This window comes from Pseudomonas sp. MYb118 (assembly GCF_040947875.1).
Classification (GTDB): Bacteria; Pseudomonadota; Gammaproteobacteria; order Pseudomonadales; family Pseudomonadaceae; genus Aquipseudomonas.
This window is the reverse complement of record NZ_JBFRXN010000004.1, coordinates 699172-719055: the sequence shown is the minus strand read 5'-3', so window position 1 is coordinate 719055 and position 19884 is coordinate 699172. Positions and strand designations below refer to the sequence as shown.

Genomic DNA, 19884 nt, shown 5'->3' with positions numbered 1-19884 from the left:
CGACCGTGTTGAATACGCTGCCACGATTTCACATTTGTTTGACCGTGGCGGCAATACGACCAGAATGGCAAACGCCCCTGATCGGATCGGTACTTTGATAATCGACGAACATTCGGATGATGGAGCAACAAAAAATCAACTGAAAATTATGTAGCCGAACATCAGGCACCTCGATGAATTCTTTTTTGGTGTTTAATTAAATTAGCCTTTCGGGTAAAGCTCGCATTACAGTCTGTGCAAACAAAGGACTTTACACCGGAATGGCCAAGAAAATGCCTTTGCCGATTGATTGCGTTAGAGAAAGCGGCAGGGCAAAAAGCACATTTGAATGGTCTTTCTCCGGTATGAGTATTGATATGATTTTGCAAATGTAATGCTGTAAAAAAAAGTTTTCCGCAAAACGAACAACGGTGTCGAAAATCTTTCATATGCACTCGCTGCACATGTTCGTTCAATCTATCTGGCCGATCAAAAACTTCGTCACAATTGCTGCACGAAAATACTTTCCCAGAGTGTTTTGATAAGTGTCTATTCAGACTACTTGTTGTAGAAAAAGATTTATCACAAAAATCACATGTAGCTCTGCTTAGGGTTACTGATTTTCTTGGGCGGCCCCTGCCAGTTTTCGCACGCTTAGTTGGACGCGCGCGAGTGTCAGCCTGCGCCACAAACGATCTGTTAGCGTCGCGAGAGGTTGATGGCTGCGGTGAAATAGCTGTGGGTGTCGACCGTGCATCATGCTGATGATCTGACGATGGAACGCGTGTAGCCGCTACCGTAGGTTCCTCCATCAGGTTTAGATAGTCCGGGTCGAGAAGATCAGCCCCCGGCGCAATAGTCGCTACCGCGTGTGCCACCATCTGGCTCAGATAGACGGGGTCAAAGGGATTAGCTGGCACCGGATTCGGTACTGGAGCGGTCGGCGCAGAAGATGAAACTGCCGGCTCGGAAGATGAGGCCATCGGTTCGGGAGACGGTGGCGTGCCCGGCGCGTCCTCGTGAGCCGGTGATTCGATGTCACGAAAAATGTCTGGATCATCCAGCACGTCCTGAATCAAAAGTTGGAAATTGTCATCATCTTCGCTTTCATCGTCTGTCAGCCTGCCGTCTCCATCAAAATAACGTACCGGCGAATTGTGCACGAAACGGAACAGATTCAACCCGTCCACTTCCCCGGCCGGGTCTGGGTTGATCCAGCGCAGTAGCCAAGGCGCGTAGTAGCGGAAACCGTAGTAAATCAATCCGGTGGCATCGCGCTGTTTGCCTGAGTAGCCGCGTGTTTTGTACGAAGCCTTGGTGCCTTGATGGGTGATCCACCACGCTCGCTCACCGTATGGTCGATAACCTTCGTCACTGATCAAAGCGCCCTGTTCGTCCAGTTCCAGCAGGCTGGAGCGCAGGTGATCGCTCACGCTGTAGACCAGGTAATCGTTGTCGATACCCACTGGCGGACTACCGATCCAGTGCTCAAGTCGTACGCTGTTGCGGCCCGCCTCGACTTCGAGCACGTGACGTTCTTCGCCGTTGGGCGTGAGATGAATTTCCAGTCCTGGCAGGTAACGCACCTCGGCGATCAGGTTACGACCGGATGCCAGCGAACGGCGCACTTTGCGCAGGCGTTTGCCACCGCCGCCGTAGCGGTAGAGTTCGATGTCGTCTTCGCCGTCATCGCGAGTGACCGGCGAGACTTCGCTGAGCTGGTTGCGGGTGTCCCAGGCCAGTGTTTGCCCGCGCAGCAAATGCCGCTGGTTACCGTTGCCATCGAAGGCTTGGACAAAATCTGGCGGGGGATCACCGTCGTTGAGGACGATGCTGCGGTTGCTCAATTCGTCTACTGTCCAGCGCCGTGTGAAGGGCTGCGTGCCGAGATGGCGCAGTTCAAGGGTGTTGCCGCCCGCGTCGTAGTCGTATTCCTCGCTGTAATTGATTAGCGCGTTGGGATCGTTGGCGGCGTGGAAAACCTCACGGCCGGTGGCAGCGACGAGTCGGTAAAGGCTGTCGTAGGTGTACGTGCTAACCGGATCGACCTGCTGGTTTTTGAAGTAGGTTACGGATTTCGACCGATCTTCGATCCGCAGCGGATTACCCACCGCGTCGTATTCGTAATGCAAATCCTGCAATAACGGTTGGCCGGGGAGCCCGGCGCTCAGGCGTTCGAGGCGGGCATCCTCGGGTCTAAATTCTGCACGGGTAATCACCCCATTCCCGGCCCGCTCCTGCTCGACCAGGCCTCCGGCGTTGTAGTGGATGTCACTGACAAGAGTGACTGCGGCGGCGCCCGTCGGCTGCATGTGCACCGCACTGATCTGCCCCGCGCAGGTCAGGCTGAAGCGTCGGCGATTAAGCTTGGCGTCAGTCTGCGTTGCCACTTCGCCCAGGGCGTCATAGGTCCAACGACTGTCGAGACCTGGCCCGCTCTCCAGCAAATCATCGCGTGCATTGACTTCCTCAGGCCAGTTGACCGGATCGAACGACTCCAGAAAGTGACTGGCCTCCAGCAACGGCAAGCCATGCAGATCGAAATCAGGCATGTGCCGCGTGGTGGCAGGGTCATCATGGCGGATCAACTGACCGCACTGGTTGCGCGAATTACCATTGGATGTGCCGTACTCGAAGCGCTCAACGACCCGTGCTGATTCTCCGTGAATCTGCTCGGTTATCGCGATAGGACGCAGCAAGTCGTCGTACGTACTTTGCTGGCTGCTGCGACTGTCCCAACGCTGCACCAGTTGCCCCGCCTCGCCCATCAGGGCCACGACCCATCCAGCATCGGCACGGCTGGTCAACCGCTCAACCGCCGACAACCCATGAATGGACGTCAAATTGGGGATCTGTCCATTCACCGAAAACCGCGGATCAAAATGTGCGACATCACGCCCCAGCGTATCGAACACCTGCCGGGTGATGCGAACTTGCGCAGATTCATCCTCGCCCGCCCGGCAGTAAGCCACCGCCCGCACCCCCAACCCTCGCGGATCAATGACCCCGAGACCAGGCGTATGGGCATCCACGCTGACTGTGTTCATGTCGCGTTGAATATCACGTTGAGCGTGATGCGCCTACTGACACAAATGACAGGTTCAAAACGTTCCCGGGTAGCTGCCGCCGTCGAGCAACAGGTTCTGCCCGGTGATGAAGCCGGCATGGGCGCTACAGAGGAATGCGCAATAGGCGCCGAATTCATCAGGCTGGCCGAAGCGTTGCGCGGGCACATTGCGCCGGCGCTGCTGGCTGATTTGCTCGAGGCTGGCGCCATTGGCATCGGCGGCGGCGCTCAAGGTCTTGTGCAGGCGTTCGGTTTCGAACGGGCCGGGCAACAGGTTGTTGATGGTGACGTTATTGCCGGCCAGACGTGACTGGCGGGCGAGCCCGGCGATGAAGCCGGTGAGGCCGCTGCGGGCGCCGTTGGACAGGCCCAGCACGTCGATCGGCGCCTTCACTGCGCCGGAGGTGATGTTGACCACTCGTCCGAAACCGCGCTCGGCCATGCCATCGACGCAGGCCTTGATCAGCTCGATGGGGGTGAGCATGTTGGCGTCCAGCGCCTTCAACCAGTCTTCGCGCTGCCAGTCGCGGAAGTCGCCGGGCGGTGGGCCGCCGGCGTTGTTGACCAGGATGTCGACCCGTGGACAGGCCGCCAGCACCTGATCGCGCACGGCAGGTTCGCTGATATCACCGGCCACGGTGCGCACGGCGATGTCAGGGGCCAGCGTGCGGATTTGTGCGGCGGCGGCTTGCAGGGTTTCCTCGCCCCGGGCGTTGATCACCAGGTTGACGCCCTCTTTCGCCAGCGCCTTCGCGCAGGCCAGGCCCAAGCCTTTGCTGGCGGCGCAGACGATTGCCCAGCGTCCGGAAATGCCCAAATCCATGAGTGTGCTCCTAAGGTTTGAATGCCTGAATTTACCACCGGGGCGCTTGTTGCGGGGAGTCAGGTTTTGTCGTGTCATCGTTCAAGACCCTCGCGAGCAGGCTCGCTCGCACAGGTTTGACGCATGCCCGCAATAGCGACGGACCAGACAAACCGACCGGGTCCGAAGGAACTCTCGGCAACCACCGGGCATCCTAGATTATGTGGTACTTCCCTTATGCAGTACGTTCCACGCTTTCGGAGGACACCGTCATGCGCCGTCTGATCATTCTCTCTTCCCTTGTGTTGTGCTTACCCTTTGGCTCGGCTTTCGCGAAAGTGGATGCGGGCGATGTCGCCACATCGGCCGGGGTTTCCGCTTCGCTGTACTCGACCTTCAAGGACCATAAACTGATGATCCCCGCCCGGGACGACGCGTCCAGCTTCGTGGCCAGTGGCGGTGCGATTCGTGGTGTGTACCTGGAGTCGGTCATGCAGCAGATTCGCCAGGACAATCCCGGCCTCAATGCCAGCGATGAAGACCTGGCCCGGGCCATCCTCATCCAGGACGGCACGGCTGCCGGACAATAACGCCTGGTCAATCGCGGTGGGGCTTGTGACACCTGGATAGCATTTGCGGCCCAGCTTCGCTTCTGTGCCGCCAGCGGTCAACGAGCCCAGCCGGCCACCAGTTGTGCGCTGATGCTGACGCCGCCGCACACCACAATCACTACGTCGTGCGCATCGGCGATGGCCGGGTGGTCCAGGTAGGCGATGGCCAGCGAGACCCCGCACGCTGGCTCGACCAACTGCCGCATATCACTGGCATAGCGCACCACGCCCATGATCGCTTCGTCATCGCCGAGCACCACGCAGCGATGAGGAAAGTCGAGGATGTGCTGCACCGGCCACGCCGCCACCTGCGCTGCGCCCAACGACGTTGCCACCGTGTCGATGCGCGGGAGCCTGACCGGGTGCCCGGCCTTGATCGCGGCCGAGAAAGAGGCCGCTCCCAGGGTTTCACAGGCGACGATGCGGCAATCCATGCGGTCATGGCGAATCAGCCCCGTGAGCAAACCGGCGAGCAGTCCGCCACCGCCGACGGAGGTCACCAGCGCATCGACCTGCGGGCAGTCTTCGAGGATTTCATCGACCATCGTGCTGTGGCCCTCCCACAACACCGGGTGGTCGAAGGCCGGCACGTATTCGGTGGCGGCGTCCTGGCAAAGCTCCTTGGCTCGCAGGTTGGCGTCATCCCAGACCTTGCCGTGGACAATCACTTCGGCACCGGTGGCGCGAATTCGCGTGCGGGTGGTTTCCGGGGTGGTGTGCGGCACGACGATGCAGGCCTGCAACCCCAGGCGGGCCGCCGCCACCGCTGTGGCGAAACCGGCATTGCCGCCCGACGGGCACACCACCTTGCGCTTGCCCGCCGCCTTGGCCTGGCTGCACAACAGGCCCATGCCGCGCAGCTTGAATGAACCGCTGGGTTGCAGGTTTTCCAGCTTTAGCCAGATCCGCCGGGTGGCCGTGGACAGGATCGGGTGCTGGATCAGGGGTGTGCGGATGTGCAGCATGGTGAGGCTCCAGAAGCACCTCATCCAAGTCTAGTTCAACCTGATACGACGCTGATCGAACTGTGGGAATCTAACTGTGGGAGCGGGCTTGCTCGCGAAAGCGGTGTGTCAGTCGAAACATCCTTTGCTGACACACCGCATTCGCGAGCAAGTCGAATCGTCGCACCGCCGCCCCCACAGGGGTTCGGTGTCAGCCCAAAACTCTGCGTGTTTCAGCGATACCGAGGTGCCGCCGTCGAATGCCCGAACAACCCCGACAACTTCCGGCGCTGCGCCTCGTAAAGGTCCCACTCCTGCCCTTCATGCAAGCCGGGAATGGTCACCACCTCGCCACTGGCGAACCCGGCCAGCGCGGCGTCGACCATGTCTTCGGCGGACATGACGATTTCCTGCGGCAGGTTTTCCACCGGGTTGCCCGCCTCGCTCCAGAAATCAGTGGCGGTGGCGCTTGGCAGCACGGCCTGAACGCGAATGCCCTTGTCGGCCAGCTCATGCTGCATGGATTGGCTCAGGCTCAGCACGAATGCCTTGGTGCCACCGTACACGCCGTTGAGGATTTCCGGAGCGATCGCGACGATCGAGGCGATGTTGATCACCGCTCCCGTGCCACGGGCGACGAACCCCGGCACCACCGCGTAGGCCAGGCGCATCAGCGCGGTGACGTTGAGGGTGATCATGTCCTCCATGTCATCCACCGGGCTTCCCAGCAATGGCATGACGCCGCCCACCCCGGCATTGTTGACCAGCAAGGTGATGCTGGCGTCGGTGCGCAAGATGTCTTCGACCCGGCGCAGGTCGGTGGGATCTTTCAGATCGGCGGCGACCACTTCCACGGCGCGCCCGGTTTCATCGCTCAGGCGCTCGGCCAGGGCGTTCAGTCGGGCGCGGCTGCGGGCGACCAGGATCAGATCGTAGCCCTGACGGGCGAGACGGTCGGCGTACACTGCACCAATGCCGGAAGAAGCGCCGGTGATCAGGGCGGTACCTTTGGTTGAAAGCGTCATGGTCAATTTCCTTCACGGTAAGGCGATCGTTCGCCGGATGTGAACGTTATAAAACCAATGACGCTCGTCTCAAATGACGTTTAAAGTACGTTTTTCGGACATGACTGTTTTGAGGACACCGAGATGATCTCCGTGGCGTTCGTGGTATTTGACGGTTTCCAGTCCATGGCGCTGGCGGCGATGCCGGTATTCGAATACGCCAACTTCAGCGCCGGCGAAACGCTGTACGACGTGAGCGTCGTGTCCGAGGATGGCCGCGTGCTGCGCGCCTCCGGCGGGTTGAGCGTCGGCACCCAGGCATTCGATGAGCGCGTGTTCGACACGGTGATCGTGGTCGGTGGCGACGCCATTCTCCAGCAGGCGCCCGAGGGTGTTCTGAATTACCTGCGCGCCAGCGTGAAAACCGCCCGGCGCACCGCATCCATCTGCTCCGGCGCTTTCGTGCTGGCCCAGGCCGGGCTGCTCGACGGACGGCGGGCGACCACGCACTGGGCCTATGCGCGGGAATTGCAGGTGCGGTTTCCGTCGATCAAAGTCGAGGAAGACCGCATCTACGTGGTGGATGGCGCGATCTGGACGTCGGCCGGCATGACCGCTGGCATCGACCTGGCGCTGGCCATGGTCGAGAAGGACCACGGCGCCGAACTGGCCCGCTCGGTGGCGCAGAAGCTGGTGATGTACCACCGCCGCGCCGGCGGCCAGTCCCAGCATTCGGCGTTGCTGGCGCTGGAGGCGAAATCCGACCGTATACAGACCGTGCTCGGCTATGCCCGCGAACATCTGGACCAGGCGTTGTCAGTGGAGCAACTGGCGGACGTGGCGCGGCTGAGCCCACGCCAGTTCAGCCGCGCGTTCCGCGCCGAAACCGGCCAGTCGCCCGCCAAGGCCATCGAGAACCTGCGCCTGGAAGCGGCGCGGCAGATGCTGGAACGCGGGCGCCTGACCCTCGACCAGATTGCCTCGGAAACCGGTTTCAGCGATCGAAGGCGCATGCGCGAGGCGTTCCTCCGGGCCTTCGGCCAACCCCCGCAAGTCATCCGCCGCAGCGCCCGCCTCCCCCTGTAGGAGCGAGCTTGCTCGCGATGGCAGCAGGCCAGCCACCACCAATGTGTTTGACCCACCGCATCGCGAGCAGGCTCGCTCCCACAGGGGATTGTCGGATGTTCACAAAATGCGGGGTGTCAGGGACATTGGGGGGTGTTGTTCACAAAACACCGACATGCCCGGAACATTGTGGGAGCGAGCCTGCTCGCGATAGCGGTGTATCAGTCAGCATCAATGTGCCAGATCTATCGCCATCGCGAGTAAGCCCGCTCCCACAGCGTGCAATGGGATTCAGCGGGCAATGGCGGTCAGCACCAGCCGCCCCGTGTCATCCCGCTGCACACCCACCCCCTCATAGCTCGCCATGGTCGCATGCGCCGTTTCCAGCGGGTGTTCATGGGTCGAGGTGATGATCAGCAAATCGGCCCCTGCCGCTTCGGCGGCCTGTATCCCCACCGTCGCATCTTCGAAGATCAGGCATTCGGTCACCGCAACACCCAGGCGCTGCGCCGCCAGGCGATAGCCTGCCGGGTCGGGCTTGCCGGCGCTGACGTCTTCTGCCGTGACCATCACCAAAGGTTCGGGAATGCCGGCAGCCGCCATGCGCCGCAACGCCAGGGCTCTGGGGGCGGACGTGACGATGGCCCACTGCTCGGCGGGCAGGGATTTGAGGAAATCAGCCGCGCTGGCCACTTCGACGATCCCTTCGACATCCTCGATTTCCGCCTGGGTGATCCACGCCGCTTCAGCCTCGGCGTCGATGCCGGGCAGGCCCTGGCGGTTGATGGTGTCGATGGCGCGGGCACCGTGGATGGTCGGCAGGAACGTGGCGACATCGACCCCATGGCGCTGGGCCCAGACGGTCCAGATGCGCTCGGCGGCGGCGATGGAATTGAGGACGGTGCCGTCCATGTCGAACAGAAAGGCGTGGTAAGGCGTATTGAAGACTGGCAAGGATGAACTTCCTCAAGGCCGGGCAATGGATACCCGGCAATGTAGCACTTGCCCGGGGTGCCACTCACCTTCTGAGCGGTTTGGACTTCAAGGCGCCCTCGACGCAGTCGAGCATCTGCCCCAGCGCCCAGGGTTTCTTGATGAACGAAACATCGTGGCGCACCCCAGAGGACTCCGGGGTCTCGTAGCCGGACATGATCATGATCGGCTTCTCGGGCCAGCGGTCGCCGAACTGATTGGCCAGGTCCGCGCCGTTGAGCGTGCCCGGCATGGTGATGTCGGTCAGCAGCAAGGCCACCCGGTTCGCGTGCTGTTCCAGGTAGCCGGCCGCGTCGTCGGCGCTGATCTGCGGTTCGACCGCAAAACCTTCCTCCTGAAGAATTTCGCAGAGAAACTCCAGAATCAACGGATCGTCCTCGACGACCAGAATCAACCCGTCCGGAAGGTTCTCGTTCGCCTTCGATACTGGACTCATGATTTTGCCACTCCCTGAATACCTGATGATTTCGCGGGCTCGAAACCGCTGCTTACAAGTATGAGCAACGGGCTTCGCGGAAATTCATTTTTGATCCAGGGCGAGGTGAAAAATCAAGCGTCCTGCAAAATCAGGTCGGCGCCCTTCTCCGCCACCATCAGCACCGCGGCATGGGTATTACCCGACGTGACGTTGGGGAAAATCGACGCATCGACAATCCGCAGCCCTTGCAGGCCGTGCACTTTCAGGCGCTTGTCGACCACCGAACGCTGCTCGTCGGCGCCCATCGCGCAGGAACCGCACAGGTGGTAGATCGAACCGCTGTTCTCGCGGAAATACTGCAACATCTGCTCGTCGGTCTCGACCACCGGCCCTGGCAGCACTTCCTCCACGGTGATGCCCTTGAGCGCCGGCGCCTGCATGATCTTGCGCATCAGGCGGCTGCCCTGGATCACTTCGTCGATGTCCTTTTGCGTGCTCAGGTAGTTCGGGTCGATCAGCGCTGCGTCGCGCGGGTTTTTCGAGGCGATCTCGATGTGCCCGCGGCTGGTCGGCCGGCACGGGTTGAAGCACAACAGGAAGCCGGAGTACGGCTCGGGCTTGAGGCTGGCCTTGTTGTTCTTCGGAATCTGGTACGACAGCGGGTTGAAGTACAGCTGCAGGTTGGGATGACTCTGCTGCTCGTTGCCGCGGAAGAAGCCGCCGGCCTGATTGACACTCATCGCCAGCGCGCCCTTGCGGGTGAACAGGTACTTGAGGCCGAGCTTGAACTGGCCGAACAGCGAGCCCAGCTCGTCGTTGAGCGTGGGGATGTTGGCCTTGTAGTAATAGCTGGCGCACAAATGGTCTTGCAGGTTCTGCCCCACCGCCGGCAGGTGCTTGACCATCGGGATGCTGTGTTTGGCCAGCAGCGCCTGGTCGGCGACACCGGACAGTTGCAGGATTTTCGGCGTGTCGACGGCACCGGCGCACAGGATCACTTCCTTTTTCGCGCTGAAGGTGCGCACCACGCCGTGCTGGGTGATGCTGATGCCGGTGGCACGCTCGCCGTCGAACAACACGCGGTCCACCAGCGCGTAGTGCTCGACCGACAGGTTCGGCCGGCTCAATGCCGGGTGCAGGTGGGCGAAGCTGCTGGAGCTGCGCTGGCCATTGCGGGTGTTGACGTCGTAGATCCCCGAGCCTTCGAATTTCGGCCCGTTGAAATCATCGCTGCGCGGGTAGCCCAGTTCATCGCAACCTTCGAGGAACACATCGCAGATGGCGTGGGTCTGGCCCTTCATCGGGGTGATGCTGATCGGGCCGCTGCCGCCGTGGTATTCGCTGTCGCCCAGCGGATGGTTTTCCAGCTTGCGAAAGTACGGCAGGACATCCTTGAAGCCCCAGCCGTCGTTGCCGTTGGCTGCCCAGTCGTCGAAGTCATGGGCCTGGCCACGCACGTAGATCATCGCGTTGATCGAGCCCGAACCGCCCTGCACCTTGCCGCGCGGGGCGTAGATGGCGCGGTTGTTCAGTTGTTTCTGTGGCTGGCTGTAGTACATCCAGTTGAAGGTCGGGTTGTAATACATTTTGGCGAAGCCGACCGGAATCTTGAACCACGGCGAACTGTCCTTGCCGCCCGCTTCCAGCAGCAGCACCGTGTGTTTGCCGGATGCCGACAGGCGATTGGCCAGGACGCAGCCTGCGGCGCCAGCGCCAGCGATGATGTAGTCGTATGTCATGCACGGTTACCGCGTAAGTCGTTGTACAGATGAACCGGAAGCGACCCTGCACCGCCCCTGTAGGAGCGAGCTTGCTCGCGATGGCGGAGTGTCAGTCGACACATTCGTTACTGATGGTCCGCTATCGCGAGCAAGCTCGCTCCTACAGGGGGCTTGTGTGGATGCCTGATCTCCGGTGAAAAAAATCCCTTCAGCCCTTGGCCGGCGAAGTGTCCTTGACGTCCGCCGGGGTCGGCGCCATTTGCAGGTGCAGGCGCTCGCCGGTGTACGGCGAATGCCGGCGCACCACGTCCATGTTCAGCTCCACGCCCAGGCCCGGCTCGGTGGACGGGATGATGTAGCCGTCCTCCCACTGCAATGGCTTGGTCAGGACTTCGGCATGGAAGCCGCCCCAGGTCATGATGCTTTCCTGGATCAGGAAGTTCGGCGTGCAGGTGGCCAGCTGGAAGCTCGCGGCGGCACCAATCGGCCCGTTGTACAGGTGCGGGGCGATCTGTGCGTAATACGCCTCGGCCATGCTGGCGATTTTCTTGGCTTCCAGCAGGCCACCGCAGCGGGCGACGTTCATTTGCAGGATCGACGCACCGCCGGCCTGCAACAGCTTGAAGAACTCGTACTTGGTGGTCAGCCGCTCGCCAGTGGCAATCGGGATGCTGGTCTTGGCCGCGACTTGCGCCATGGCATCTTCCTGGCCTGGCGGCACCGGCTCTTCGAACCACAGCGGGTCGTACTTCTCCAGGCGCTTGGCCAGGCGGATCGCCGAGGACGGCACCATCTGCCCGTGGGTGCCGAACAGCAGGTCGCACTTGTCGCCCACCGCTTCGCGGATCTTGCGGCAGAAGGTCTCGCAGCGCTCCAGCACTTCCAGCGAAATCTGGTGCCCGGAATACGCGGTGTACGGCCCGGCCGGGTCGAACTTCACGGCGGTGAAGCCCTTGTTCATGTTCTCGATGGCGCACTCGGCGGCCAGGTCCGGGTCGTCGTAGTCGTACTCGCCCTTGCTGTTGACCGGGTAGAGGTAGGTGTAGGAACGCAGGCGCTCGTTGACCTTGCCGCCGAGCAGCTCGTAGACCGGCTTGTTCGCGGCCTTGCCGATGATGTCCCAGCAGGCCATTTCCAGGCCGCTGACCACGCCCATCATGGTCAGGTCCGGGCGCTGGGTGAAGCCGCTCGAATAGGCCTGGCGGAAGAAGCGCTCGATGTGGTGCGGGTCCTGGTTGAGCAGGTAGCGCTCGAACACGTCTTCGATGATCGGCAGCATGGCCTTGGGGCCGAAGGTCGCGGCGTAGATTTCGCCGACGCCTTCAATGCCGCAAGCGGTCTTCAGTTTGACGAACAGCCAGTACATGCCGCCGATGTGCGGTGGCGGAACAGCGACGATATGGGTTTCGAGGGCGACGATTTTCATCTCAGGCACCTGCCTTGTTCAAGTTTGGACGGTTGACGCGAGCGCGCAGTGCCAGGGCCGCGAGGGTCCCGACCAGGCCGACGCTGGCGATGTAGCCGAAATACAGTTGGTAACCCAGGGCACCGGGGTAATGTTCGGTGAGGTAACCGTTGATCAACGGGATGAAGGTGTCCGGCAGGTAACCCACCACCGAGACGATGCCGATGGCCAGGCCGGTGATGCGCAGCGGGATGGCGCAGGTGTCGAGGATCGCCCAGTACAGGCCGCGAATGGCATAGGTCATCAGGCCGATGAAGATCACTGTGGCGATCAGCAGGCCCATGCTGCCCAGCGCCGGGAACACGATCAGGCCGACCATCGCCAGAGTCGCGAGGAACAGCGCGACCACCAGCACCGAGATGTTGGAGAACTTGTCACCCAGCCAGCCGCCGCCGATACCACCGATGGGGCGCATCCACAGTTTGATGGTGGTGATGGTGCCGGCCATGACTGCGGTCATGCCGCCGCCCTGCAGGTAATCGGAGAAGCTGTAGGTGGCCCAGAAGATGTGATAACCGCAGAACACGATGGCGGTGACCAGCCACAGCTCGGGGATTTTCACCAGGGTGGCGAGGTCGGCGAGCAGGTTGAACTTGCCCTGCTCCACCGGCGCGGTGTCCTGCATCGACTTGGGGTCCTTGATCAGCACCAGCACGCAGCCGATGGCGATGCAGGTGAAGGCGTACAGGTAGACCACATGGCGGAAACCTTCGGCCGTCGACTCGCCACGGGTTTCGGTGGCGTAGGCGAACAGCGCCAGGGCGACGGTGGCCAGCAGCGCCTCGACCAGGCCGCGGCCGCCATCGAGAATACCGAAGAACCTCCCCTGCTCGGAGTGGTGGGCGATCATCTTCACGCGCTTGAGCACCGAGGCCCAGAACGTCAGGCCGGTGGTCAGGCCCCAGCAACCGAAGATGATCATGAGGCTGGTCATCGACGGCGCCGTGGAGTACCACAGGCCCAGGGCGCCGGTGGCCACCAGCGAGAAGAAAATCAGGAAACGCGGGGCGATGCGGTCGGCCAGCCAGCCGCTCGGCAGGTAGGACAACAGGAAGATCGTGCCGAGCATCGAGTACAGGTAACCCAGCTCGCTGTGGTTGATCTGGAACACTTCGAGCATGGTGGTCTGATAGACCTGGCGCAGGTACAGGATCGGGTAGATTGCGCCAGCGGCCAGGACCAGCAGCATCAGTTGCAGGTAACGACTTCCCTTGTCGCTGTGGCTTTTGGAACCGGCGTTCGAACCCTGAACAGCGGCAGCGGTGGAGGCATGCTTGGACATCTGGGGAACCTCAGGGCACCCGGCGTCCGGGTGCCCCTGATAATTGTTTTTATGGGTGCAGCGTGTAACGTTCAGCGGCGGATCAGTACTTCATGACCACCAGGCGGGTCTGGGTGAATTCGAGCATGCCGTGCTTGCCGTCATCGCCGCCCAACCCCGAGCGTTTCCAGCCGGCGTGGAAGCCCTGGTACGGGTCCGCCGGGGTGCGATTGACGTACAGCTCGCCGGCCTCGATGGCGTTGGCGACCTTCATCGTGGTGCGGTAGTTCTCGGTGTACAGCACCGAGGACAGGCCGAACTGATGGTCGTTGGCCATGGCCAGCGCTTCGTCGATGTCGCGGTACTTGAGCACCGGCAACACCGGGCCGAAGATTTCTTCCTGGATGATTTCCATGTCCTGGCGGCAGCCGCTGAGCAGCGTTGGCGGATAGAAATGACCGTTGCCCGGCGGGATGAAACCACCCGTTTCCAGTACAGCACCGTCGGCGACGGCGCGCTCGACCATGGCGTGAATGTTCTGCTGCGAGCTGGCATTGACCAGCGGCCCCATCAGGCTGGCATCGCTGGCACGGTCGCCGAACTTCACCGCGCTGATTTTCTGTTTCAGCAGGCCGAGGAATTGCTCGTAGACGCTTTCCTGCACATAGACCCGCTCCACCGCCGTGCACAGCTGGCCACAGTGGGTGGTCTTGGAGGCGACGATGGCGCTTGCGGCGGCTTCCAGGTCGGCATCGGCCTCGATGATCGCCGGGGTCTTGCCGCCCAGCTCCAGCGACGGCTTGGCGATGTTGGCCTTGCAGTATTCGAGCACGATGCGTCCGGCGTTGACGCTGCCGGTCAGGGTGATCAGGCCGACAGCCGGGTGCGTGCACACCGTGGCGGCGGTGCCGTGGTCCATGGTCAGGATGTTCACCACCCCGGCCGGCAGACCGGCCTGCTGCACGGCCTTGGCGATTTCGAACGCCGAGGTCGGGGTGTTGTTGCTCGGGCGCACCACCACCGTGTTGCCGGCGATCAGCGCCGGGGCGATCTTGCGCAGCAGGGTGTAGACCGGGTAGTTGAACGGGATCAGGCAGGCGACCACGCCAATCGGCTCGCGGTGCAGCAGCAGGCTTTCGTTGGGAGTGTCGCTGGGGATGATCTCGCCTTCGATCCGCCGCGCCCACTCGGCGTGGTAGCGGGTGATCTGCGCGGCGTAACGGGCTTCGTTGCTGGCATCGGCAACGCTCTTGCCGGATTCAGCGGCCAGGGCGGCGCCGATGTCTTCGGCGCAGGCGTCCAGGGCATCAGCGAAGGCGCGCAGGTGTTCGGCGCGTTCGATGCTGGTCAGCTTGCCCCAGGTTTTCTGTGCGGCGCTGGCGGCTTCGACCGCAGCCGTGGCTTCATCGGCCGAGGCTGCCGAGACGTGGCCCACCAGCGCTTCGGTCGCCGGGTTGTAGACCGCGATCAGCGCATCGCTGGCCGGTTCGATGAAGTGGCCGTTAACAAAATTTCGCTCGAGTCGCATGTGAATCGCCCATCGTTGTTTTTATCCAGTGGGGGCAGTTTTGGCATCCGACGGGGTTTGAACAAACGATTTATTGAGCGGGGTAACATGCGAAAAATGCAGGTTACCCATTTAGCCACACCTGTAGGAGCGAGCTTGCTCGCGATGGCGGTGGGTCAGTCGAGATTTTTTTAGCTGATACAGTGCTATCGCGAGCAAGCTCGCTCCTACAGGAAGGCGGTGCTGGGGGTGGTGGCGGTTGAAGGCTCCAGTTGCCTCTGCGCCAGCCAGATTTCTTCCTGCAGCCATTGGCTGAACACCTGCAATTGCGGCATCTGGGTTTGCTCGGGGCGGGTCACCAGCCAGTAGGATTGATGGCCGTCGACGTGCACGTTGAGCACCTGGGTCAACTGCCCGCTGGCCAGTTCGTGGGTGACCATGTGCCAGTCGGCGATGGTGATGCCCAGGCCATCGGTGGCCGCGCGGATCGCCAGGTCGAGCAGGTCGAACTCGTAACCGCCCTGGGTATCGACGCCGGTGATCTTCGCCGCGTCCAGCCAGTGCTTCCAGGTCAGGTAGCGCTGGTCTTCCCGGGCAAGCACGTGCAGCAGGGTCAGGCGATTGAGGTCGATGCCCTCCTCGTTCCACTCCCGCGCGTAAAGGGACGGCGCGCACACCGCGATGTGCCGTTCCTGGATCAGCAGTGAACTGTCCAGGCCATCCCATTCGCCGTTGCCAAAACGAATGGCGCAATCGAGCGTGCTGGTTTCCGCCAGGCTGTCCTGCAAGCGGGTGGTGATGCTCAGTTCGAGGTCCGGGTGCTGCTCGCGCAGGCGACTCAGGCGCGGCATCAACCAGCGGTGGGTGAAGGTCGGCGGCGCGTTGATGTGCAGGCGATTGGAATGGGTTTTCTGCTGGATGCTGCGCACCGTCAACTCGATCTTGTCGAACGACTGGTGCAAGGCCCGCAGCAACACCCGCCCGGCGCTGGTCAGGTCGAGGTGATGATGACGCCGCTCCAGCAGGTTCTCCCCCAGCTGTTCTTCGAGCTGGCGCACCTGGCGGCTGACCGCGCTCTGGGTGACGTTGAGCAACTCGGCGGCCCGGGTGAAGCTGCCGGTGCTGCCGGCCACTTCGAAGGCCTTGAGCGCATTGAGCGCGGGCATTTTGCGTTTCATGAAAAAGGCACTCGTGGAAGGCTGAGCAGGTGTAAAGCATCCCACGTCTTGTAGGAGATTTCCTGAGTAACGTGCATTTTTGTGTTGTGTCGGACAATCCTTGCTCCAGGTTCATGACTACCCATGTGGGAGCGAGCCTGCTCGCGATGACGCTGTAACAATCAACATTTCCACACCTGACACACCGCTATCGCGAGCAGGCTCGCTCCCACAACGATGGTCTAGATCAACTGTCGGCATAGCCACCTGCCAGTAACATGCGTTTATCGAAGGTTTGCCCGCTGAAATTATCGTTTGTCGATTTTGCGGGCGTTGCCAAGACTGCGGCCATCTCTAATAAAAACAACATGAGAGCTACCCCATGTCCCATCTCGACGAGTTGCAAACCCTGGATGGCGCTGCGCCGCACCCGGCGGTCGACCAGCTGTGCACCCAAGTCAGAAGCGGCGAGATCAATCGTCGACAATTCCTGCGTACCGCTACCCTTTTGGGCATCACCGTCGCCAGCGCCAGCACCTTCGTCGGCTCGGCCTTGCTGGGCGATTCGGTGTTCGCCGCCGATGACCAGCCGCCACGCCAGGGCGGCAGCCTGCGTTTTGCCTGCGCCATCCAGGAAATCCAGGACCCGATGCTGATCACCTGGATCGAAGCCTCGAACCTGCTGCGCAACTCTTTGGAATTCCTCACCTGGGTCGATGCCGACAACATCACCCACCCGTACCTGGCCGAGAGCTGGAGCCCGTCCGAAGACCTCAAGACCTGGACCTTCAACCTGCGCCAGGGCGTGAAGTGGAGCAACGGCGATGAGTTCAGCGCCGACGACGTCGAGCACAACATCAATCGCTGGATCGCCGCCGATTCCAAGTCGGTCAACCGCACCGCGTTCCAGGACGTCGCTGCCTTCGAGAAAACCGGCCCGTACCAGTTCCGCCTGGTGCTCAAGCGCCCGATCCTGGCCGTGCCGGAAATGCTCAGCGCCTTCACCTGCACCCTGGTACACCGCAGCTTCAAGGCCGGTGATGACTGGACGAAAAACCCGATCGGCACCGGCCCGTTCAAACTGGTGTCGTTCGCGGTGAACAAGCAGGCCACCTTCGCCAAGCGCGCCGATTACTGGCGCAAGCCGGCCAACCTCGACGAGCTGCGCTACGTCGACATGGGCACCGACATTTCCACTCACCTGGCCGCCCTGCAAGCCGGCCAGGTCGACGTGCTGTACCGCATCACCGTCGCCGAACTGGACCTGGCCAAGCGCCTGCCGGGTGCGCAATTGCTCAGCTGCAAATCGGCGCAGACCGTGGTCATGCGCATGGCCTGCGACCAGAAGCCGTTCAGCGATGTGCGCCTGCGCAAGGCCGTGGTGATGTGCGCCGACAACGCGCAGATGCTCAAGATCGCCTATCGCGGCATGGGCACCCTGGGCGAAGACCACCACGTGGCCCCGTCCCACCCCGAATACGCACCGCTGCCCAAACGCGAGCGGGACGTGGCCGGGGCGAAAAAACTGCTGGCCGAAGCCGGCTACCCCAACGGTATCGACATCGACCTGATCGTCGGCAACACCCAGGGCCGCTACGAGCAGGACTGCGCGCAGATCCTGCAACAGAACTGCCTGGAAGCCGGCATCCGCATCAACCTCAAGGTGATCCCGGCCACCCAGTACTGGCCGATCTGGGACAAGGCCGCGTTCAGCCTGACCTACTGGGCCCACCGCCCGTTGGGCGTGATGTCCCTGGAGCTGGCCTACCGCACAGGCGCCGCCTGGAACGAAAGCCACTACAGCGACCCGGCGTTCGATGCCGCGCTGGACAAGGCCATGGGCATCATCGACCCGAAACAACGCGCCGTGGCCATGCAGGACGTCGAGCGCATCCTGCAGGACGGCGCGGTGATGGTACAGCCGTTCTGGGGTGACAAGTTCACCGCCACCAGCAAGAAGGTCCAGGGCTTCAAGGTCCACCCTTCGGACTTCTACCCCATGGACGAGGTCTGGCTGAGCGCCTGACACGCAGCCGCACACGCGCTCGCCCACCCTCGGGGTGCGGCGGGCCGGCCTCTTGACCTGCTGGAGCCTGCATCCATGGCTGACTTTCTGTTGCGCAAACTGGCGGCGTTGATCGCGACCCTGTTATCGGTGTCGCTGATCGTGTTCGTCGCCCTGGAATTGAACATCGAGGACGTGGCGATCAACGTCCTCGGCCCCTACTCCGCCGCCGACCAGCGCGCCGCGTGGCTGGTGGAACATGGCTATGACCAGCCGTTCCTGTGGCGCTACCTGGTGTGGTTGAAGGACTTCGTCAGCGGCGACTGGGGCACCTCGGTGCACTTTCGCGAACCGGTGATCAACCTGCTGCTGCCCAACCTTGGGCAAACCCTGATTCTCGCCGGGCTGGCGTTGCTGGTGATGGTGCCGGTGGCCCTGACCCTCGGCGTGCTGGCCGGCATTCGCCAGGGCTCGATGATCGATCGCCTGGTGTCGTTCCTGTCGATCGTCACCACCTCGATTCCGGATTTCGCCAGTGCGGTGTTCGTCTCGGCGATCTTCGTGTTCTGGCTCAACTGGCTGCCGGGCGTGAGCAGCATGAGCGACGGATTCAGTGGTGCCGAACTGGCCCTGCCGCTGATGGTGCTGTGCCTGTTCGGCATCGGCTACCTGGCGCGCATCACCCGCGCCTCGATGGTGGAAGTGATGCAGGCGCCGTACATCCGCACCGCGCGCCTGAAAGGGGCATCGACCGCGCGCATCGTGCTGCGCCACGCCCTGCGCAATGTGCTGATCGCCCCGATCACTGTGATCATGCTGTACATCCCCTGGCTGCTGTCGAACGTGATCGTGGTCGAGGTGTTCTTTGCCTACAAGGGCTTCGGCTCGCTGCTGTACACCGCGTCACTGAACCACGACGTCTACCTGATCGAAGCCTGCGCGATGATCAGCGGCGCGGTGGTCGGCGCGACCAAGATCTTTTCCGACCTGGCCTACACCTGGCTCAACCCGCGCATCACCTTGCGCAGTCTTGGCGGAGGTGGCCAATGAGCTTCCTGCACTCGTTCAAACATCCCCTGGCGTTGCTCGGCCTGATCCTCGTGGGCGGCTGGGTGCTGGTCGCCGCGTTCGCGCCGTGGCTGGCGCCGCATGATCCGCTGGCCAGCTTCAGCCCGCTGCTCACCCCCATGACAGCGGACCCCGACGGCCAGAGCTTCCTGTTGGGCACCGACATGATTGGCCGCGACATTCTCTCGCGGCTGATCTGGGGCACGCGCACCGTGCTGTTCTGGTCGATCCTCGCCACGCTGACCGCGTTCGCCGTGGGCATCGCCATGGGCCTGTGCGCCGGTTACTTCGGTGGCAAGGTCGACGCCTTGCTGTCCTATGTGGCCGACACCGTGCTGTCGTTCCCGGTGCTGGTGCTGTACATCGTGATCATCATCGCCCTCGGCGCCTCGGCGCTGAACATCCTGATTGCGGTGACCTTCACCAGCGCCCCGGCGATCTTCCGCATCATGCGCGCCCTGACCATCGACATCCGCTCGCGCGACTACGTGCTCAGCGCCATCACCCAGGGCGAAGGTTCGCTGCGCATCATGCTGGTGGAAATCCTGCCCAACTGCGGCGGCCCGCTGATCGTCGATTTCTGCCTGCGCATCGGCTACACCGCGATCATGATCGGCGCCCTGGGCTTTCTCGGCCTGGGCCTGCCGCCACCGATCCCGGACTGGGGCGGCATGATCAACGAAGGCCGCAGCATGGCCATCGCCTTTCCGCACCTGGTGATCTTCCCGTGCATTGCCATCTCCACCCTGATGCTGGGCCTCAGCCTGTTGGCCGACGGCCTGGACGAACACGCCCAGAAAGGCACAAGGAGCTGAGC

General features: G+C 62.2%; 16 protein-coding genes. 5 read left to right on the top strand and 11 right to left on the bottom strand.

Annotated elements, in window-relative coordinates; translation table 11 throughout:
- Positions 1 to 161 precede the first annotated feature (161 nt).
- A complete protein-coding gene (locus ABVN20_RS29335; protein ID WP_368559278.1) occupies positions 162 to 3026 on the bottom strand; it encodes an RHS repeat-associated core domain-containing protein in 2865 nt (954 codons plus the stop codon).
- 54 nt (positions 3027 to 3080) lie between these two features.
- Positions 3081 to 3869, bottom strand: a complete 789-nt coding sequence (locus ABVN20_RS29330; RefSeq protein ID WP_368559277.1) for an SDR family oxidoreductase — start codon at positions 3867 to 3869, stop codon at positions 3081 to 3083.
- Positions 3870 to 4120: 251 nt separating this feature from the next.
- Here ABVN20_RS29330 and ABVN20_RS29325 point away from each other — a divergent pair, with 251 nt between their 5' ends.
- Positions 4121 to 4438 (top strand): DUF2388 domain-containing protein, encoded by a 318-nt coding sequence (locus tag ABVN20_RS29325; RefSeq protein WP_368559276.1) that lies wholly within the window; start codon positions 4121 to 4123, stop codon positions 4436 to 4438.
- A gap of 77 nt (positions 4439 to 4515) precedes the next feature.
- Here the strand turns inward: ABVN20_RS29325 and ABVN20_RS29320 are convergent, their stop codons facing one another.
- Together ABVN20_RS29320 and ABVN20_RS29315 are read right to left on the bottom strand one after the other, a co-directional pair.
- Positions 4516 to 5424 carry a pyridoxal-phosphate dependent enzyme gene (locus tag ABVN20_RS29320; RefSeq protein ID WP_368559275.1) on the bottom strand — a complete coding sequence of 303 codons (909 nt, stop codon included), beginning with the start codon at positions 5422 to 5424 and terminating at the stop codon, positions 4516 to 4518.
- Between the two features lie 212 nt (positions 5425 to 5636).
- The gene (locus tag ABVN20_RS29315; RefSeq protein ID WP_368559274.1) at positions 5637 to 6428 is read right to left on the bottom strand and encodes an SDR family NAD(P)-dependent oxidoreductase; all 792 of its coding nucleotides are present in this window, start codon (positions 6426 to 6428) and stop codon (positions 5637 to 5639) included.
- Positions 6429 to 6551: 123 nt separating this feature from the next.
- On the opposite strand from ABVN20_RS29315, the gene ABVN20_RS29310 reads away from it, so the two are divergent.
- A complete protein-coding gene (locus ABVN20_RS29310; protein WP_368559273.1) occupies positions 6552 to 7493 on the top strand; it encodes a GlxA family transcriptional regulator in 942 nt (313 codons plus the stop codon).
- A gap of 270 nt (positions 7494 to 7763) precedes the next feature.
- Here the strand turns inward: ABVN20_RS29310 and ABVN20_RS29305 are convergent, their stop codons facing one another.
- The 7 genes from ABVN20_RS29305 to ABVN20_RS29275 form a co-directional block, all read right to left on the bottom strand.
- On the bottom strand, positions 7764 to 8426 hold the full coding sequence (locus ABVN20_RS29305; RefSeq protein ID WP_368559272.1) for an HAD-IA family hydrolase: 663 nt from the start codon (positions 8424 to 8426) through the stop codon (positions 7764 to 7766).
- Between the two features lie 64 nt (positions 8427 to 8490).
- Positions 8491 to 8901, bottom strand: coding sequence for a response regulator (locus ABVN20_RS29300; RefSeq protein WP_368559271.1), 411 nt, complete (start codon positions 8899 to 8901; stop codon positions 8491 to 8493).
- Between the two features lie 113 nt (positions 8902 to 9014).
- A complete protein-coding gene (locus ABVN20_RS29295; protein WP_368559270.1) occupies positions 9015 to 10622 on the bottom strand; it encodes a GMC family oxidoreductase in 1608 nt (535 codons plus the stop codon).
- Between the two features lie 190 nt (positions 10623 to 10812).
- Positions 10813 to 12030, bottom strand: a complete 1218-nt coding sequence (locus ABVN20_RS29290) for a mandelate racemase/muconate lactonizing enzyme family protein (protein WP_368559269.1) — start codon at positions 12028 to 12030, stop codon at positions 10813 to 10815.
- 1 nt (position 12031) lies between these two features.
- Positions 12032 to 13351, bottom strand: coding sequence for a nitrate/nitrite transporter (locus ABVN20_RS29285; protein ID WP_368559268.1), 1320 nt, complete (start codon positions 13349 to 13351; stop codon positions 12032 to 12034).
- Between the two features lie 82 nt (positions 13352 to 13433).
- Entirely contained in the window at positions 13434 to 14858 is a 1425-nt protein-coding gene (gene aldA / locus ABVN20_RS29280) for an aldehyde dehydrogenase (RefSeq protein ID WP_368559267.1), read from the bottom strand.
- A 206-nt stretch (positions 14859 to 15064) separates the two neighbouring features.
- A complete protein-coding gene (locus tag ABVN20_RS29275; RefSeq protein ID WP_368559266.1) occupies positions 15065 to 16015 on the bottom strand; it encodes a LysR substrate-binding domain-containing protein in 951 nt (316 codons plus the stop codon).
- 361 nt (positions 16016 to 16376) lie between these two features.
- Between ABVN20_RS29275 and ABVN20_RS29270 the strand changes: the two genes are divergently transcribed.
- The 3 genes from ABVN20_RS29270 to ABVN20_RS29260 all read left to right on the top strand — a co-directional run bounded on the left by ABVN20_RS29270 (position 16377) and on the right by ABVN20_RS29260 (position 19882).
- Complete coding sequence (locus ABVN20_RS29270; RefSeq protein WP_368559265.1) at positions 16377 to 18020, top strand: ABC transporter substrate-binding protein; 1644 nt, start codon at positions 16377 to 16379, stop codon at positions 18018 to 18020.
- 75 nt (positions 18021 to 18095) lie between these two features.
- Positions 18096 to 19049 (top strand): ABC transporter permease, encoded by a 954-nt coding sequence (locus ABVN20_RS29265; RefSeq protein ID WP_368559264.1) that lies wholly within the window; start codon positions 18096 to 18098, stop codon positions 19047 to 19049.
- The gene (locus ABVN20_RS29260; protein ID WP_368559263.1) at positions 19046 to 19882 is read left to right on the top strand and encodes an ABC transporter permease; all 837 of its coding nucleotides are present in this window, start codon (positions 19046 to 19048) and stop codon (positions 19880 to 19882) included. Before ABVN20_RS29265 ends, ABVN20_RS29260 begins: the two co-directional genes overlap by 4 nt.
- Positions 19883 to 19884: the final 2 nt, after the last annotated feature.

Bases quoted from the DNA above. Each gene is read 5' to 3' on its own strand.
- ABVN20_RS29335 (WP_368559278.1), bottom strand. From the start codon at position 3,026: ATGAACACAGTCAGCGTGGATGCCCATACGCCTGGTCTCGGGGTCATT.
- ABVN20_RS29330 (WP_368559277.1), bottom strand. From the start codon at position 3,869: ATGGATTTGGGCATTTCCGGACGCTGGGCAATCGTCTGCGCCGCCAGC.
- ABVN20_RS29325 (WP_368559276.1), top strand. From the start codon at position 4,121: ATGCGCCGTCTGATCATTCTCTCTTCCCTTGTGTTGTGCTTACCCTTT.
- ABVN20_RS29320 (WP_368559275.1), bottom strand. From the start codon at position 5,424: ATGCTGCACATCCGCACACCCCTGATCCAGCACCCGATCCTGTCCACG.
- ABVN20_RS29315 (WP_368559274.1), bottom strand. From the start codon at position 6,428: ATGACGCTTTCAACCAAAGGTACCGCCCTGATCACCGGCGCTTCTTCC.
- ABVN20_RS29310 (WP_368559273.1), top strand. From the start codon at position 6,552: ATGATCTCCGTGGCGTTCGTGGTATTTGACGGTTTCCAGTCCATGGCG.
- ABVN20_RS29300 (WP_368559271.1), bottom strand. From the start codon at position 8,901: ATGAGTCCAGTATCGAAGGCGAACGAGAACCTTCCGGACGGGTTGATT.
- ABVN20_RS29295 (WP_368559270.1), bottom strand. From the start codon at position 10,622: ATGACATACGACTACATCATCGCTGGCGCTGGCGCCGCAGGCTGCGTC.
- ABVN20_RS29290 (WP_368559269.1), bottom strand. From the start codon at position 12,030: ATGAAAATCGTCGCCCTCGAAACCCATATCGTCGCTGTTCCGCCACCG.
- ABVN20_RS29285 (WP_368559268.1), bottom strand. From the start codon at position 13,351: ATGTCCAAGCATGCCTCCACCGCTGCCGCTGTTCAGGGTTCGAACGCC.
- aldA (WP_368559267.1), bottom strand. From the start codon at position 14,858: ATGCGACTCGAGCGAAATTTTGTTAACGGCCACTTCATCGAACCGGCC.
- ABVN20_RS29275 (WP_368559266.1), bottom strand. From the start codon at position 16,015: ATGAAACGCAAAATGCCCGCGCTCAATGCGCTCAAGGCCTTCGAAGTG.
- ABVN20_RS29270 (WP_368559265.1), top strand. From the start codon at position 16,377: ATGTCCCATCTCGACGAGTTGCAAACCCTGGATGGCGCTGCGCCGCAC.
- ABVN20_RS29265 (WP_368559264.1), top strand. From the start codon at position 18,096: ATGGCTGACTTTCTGTTGCGCAAACTGGCGGCGTTGATCGCGACCCTG.
- ABVN20_RS29260 (WP_368559263.1), top strand. From the start codon at position 19,046: ATGAGCTTCCTGCACTCGTTCAAACATCCCCTGGCGTTGCTCGGCCTG.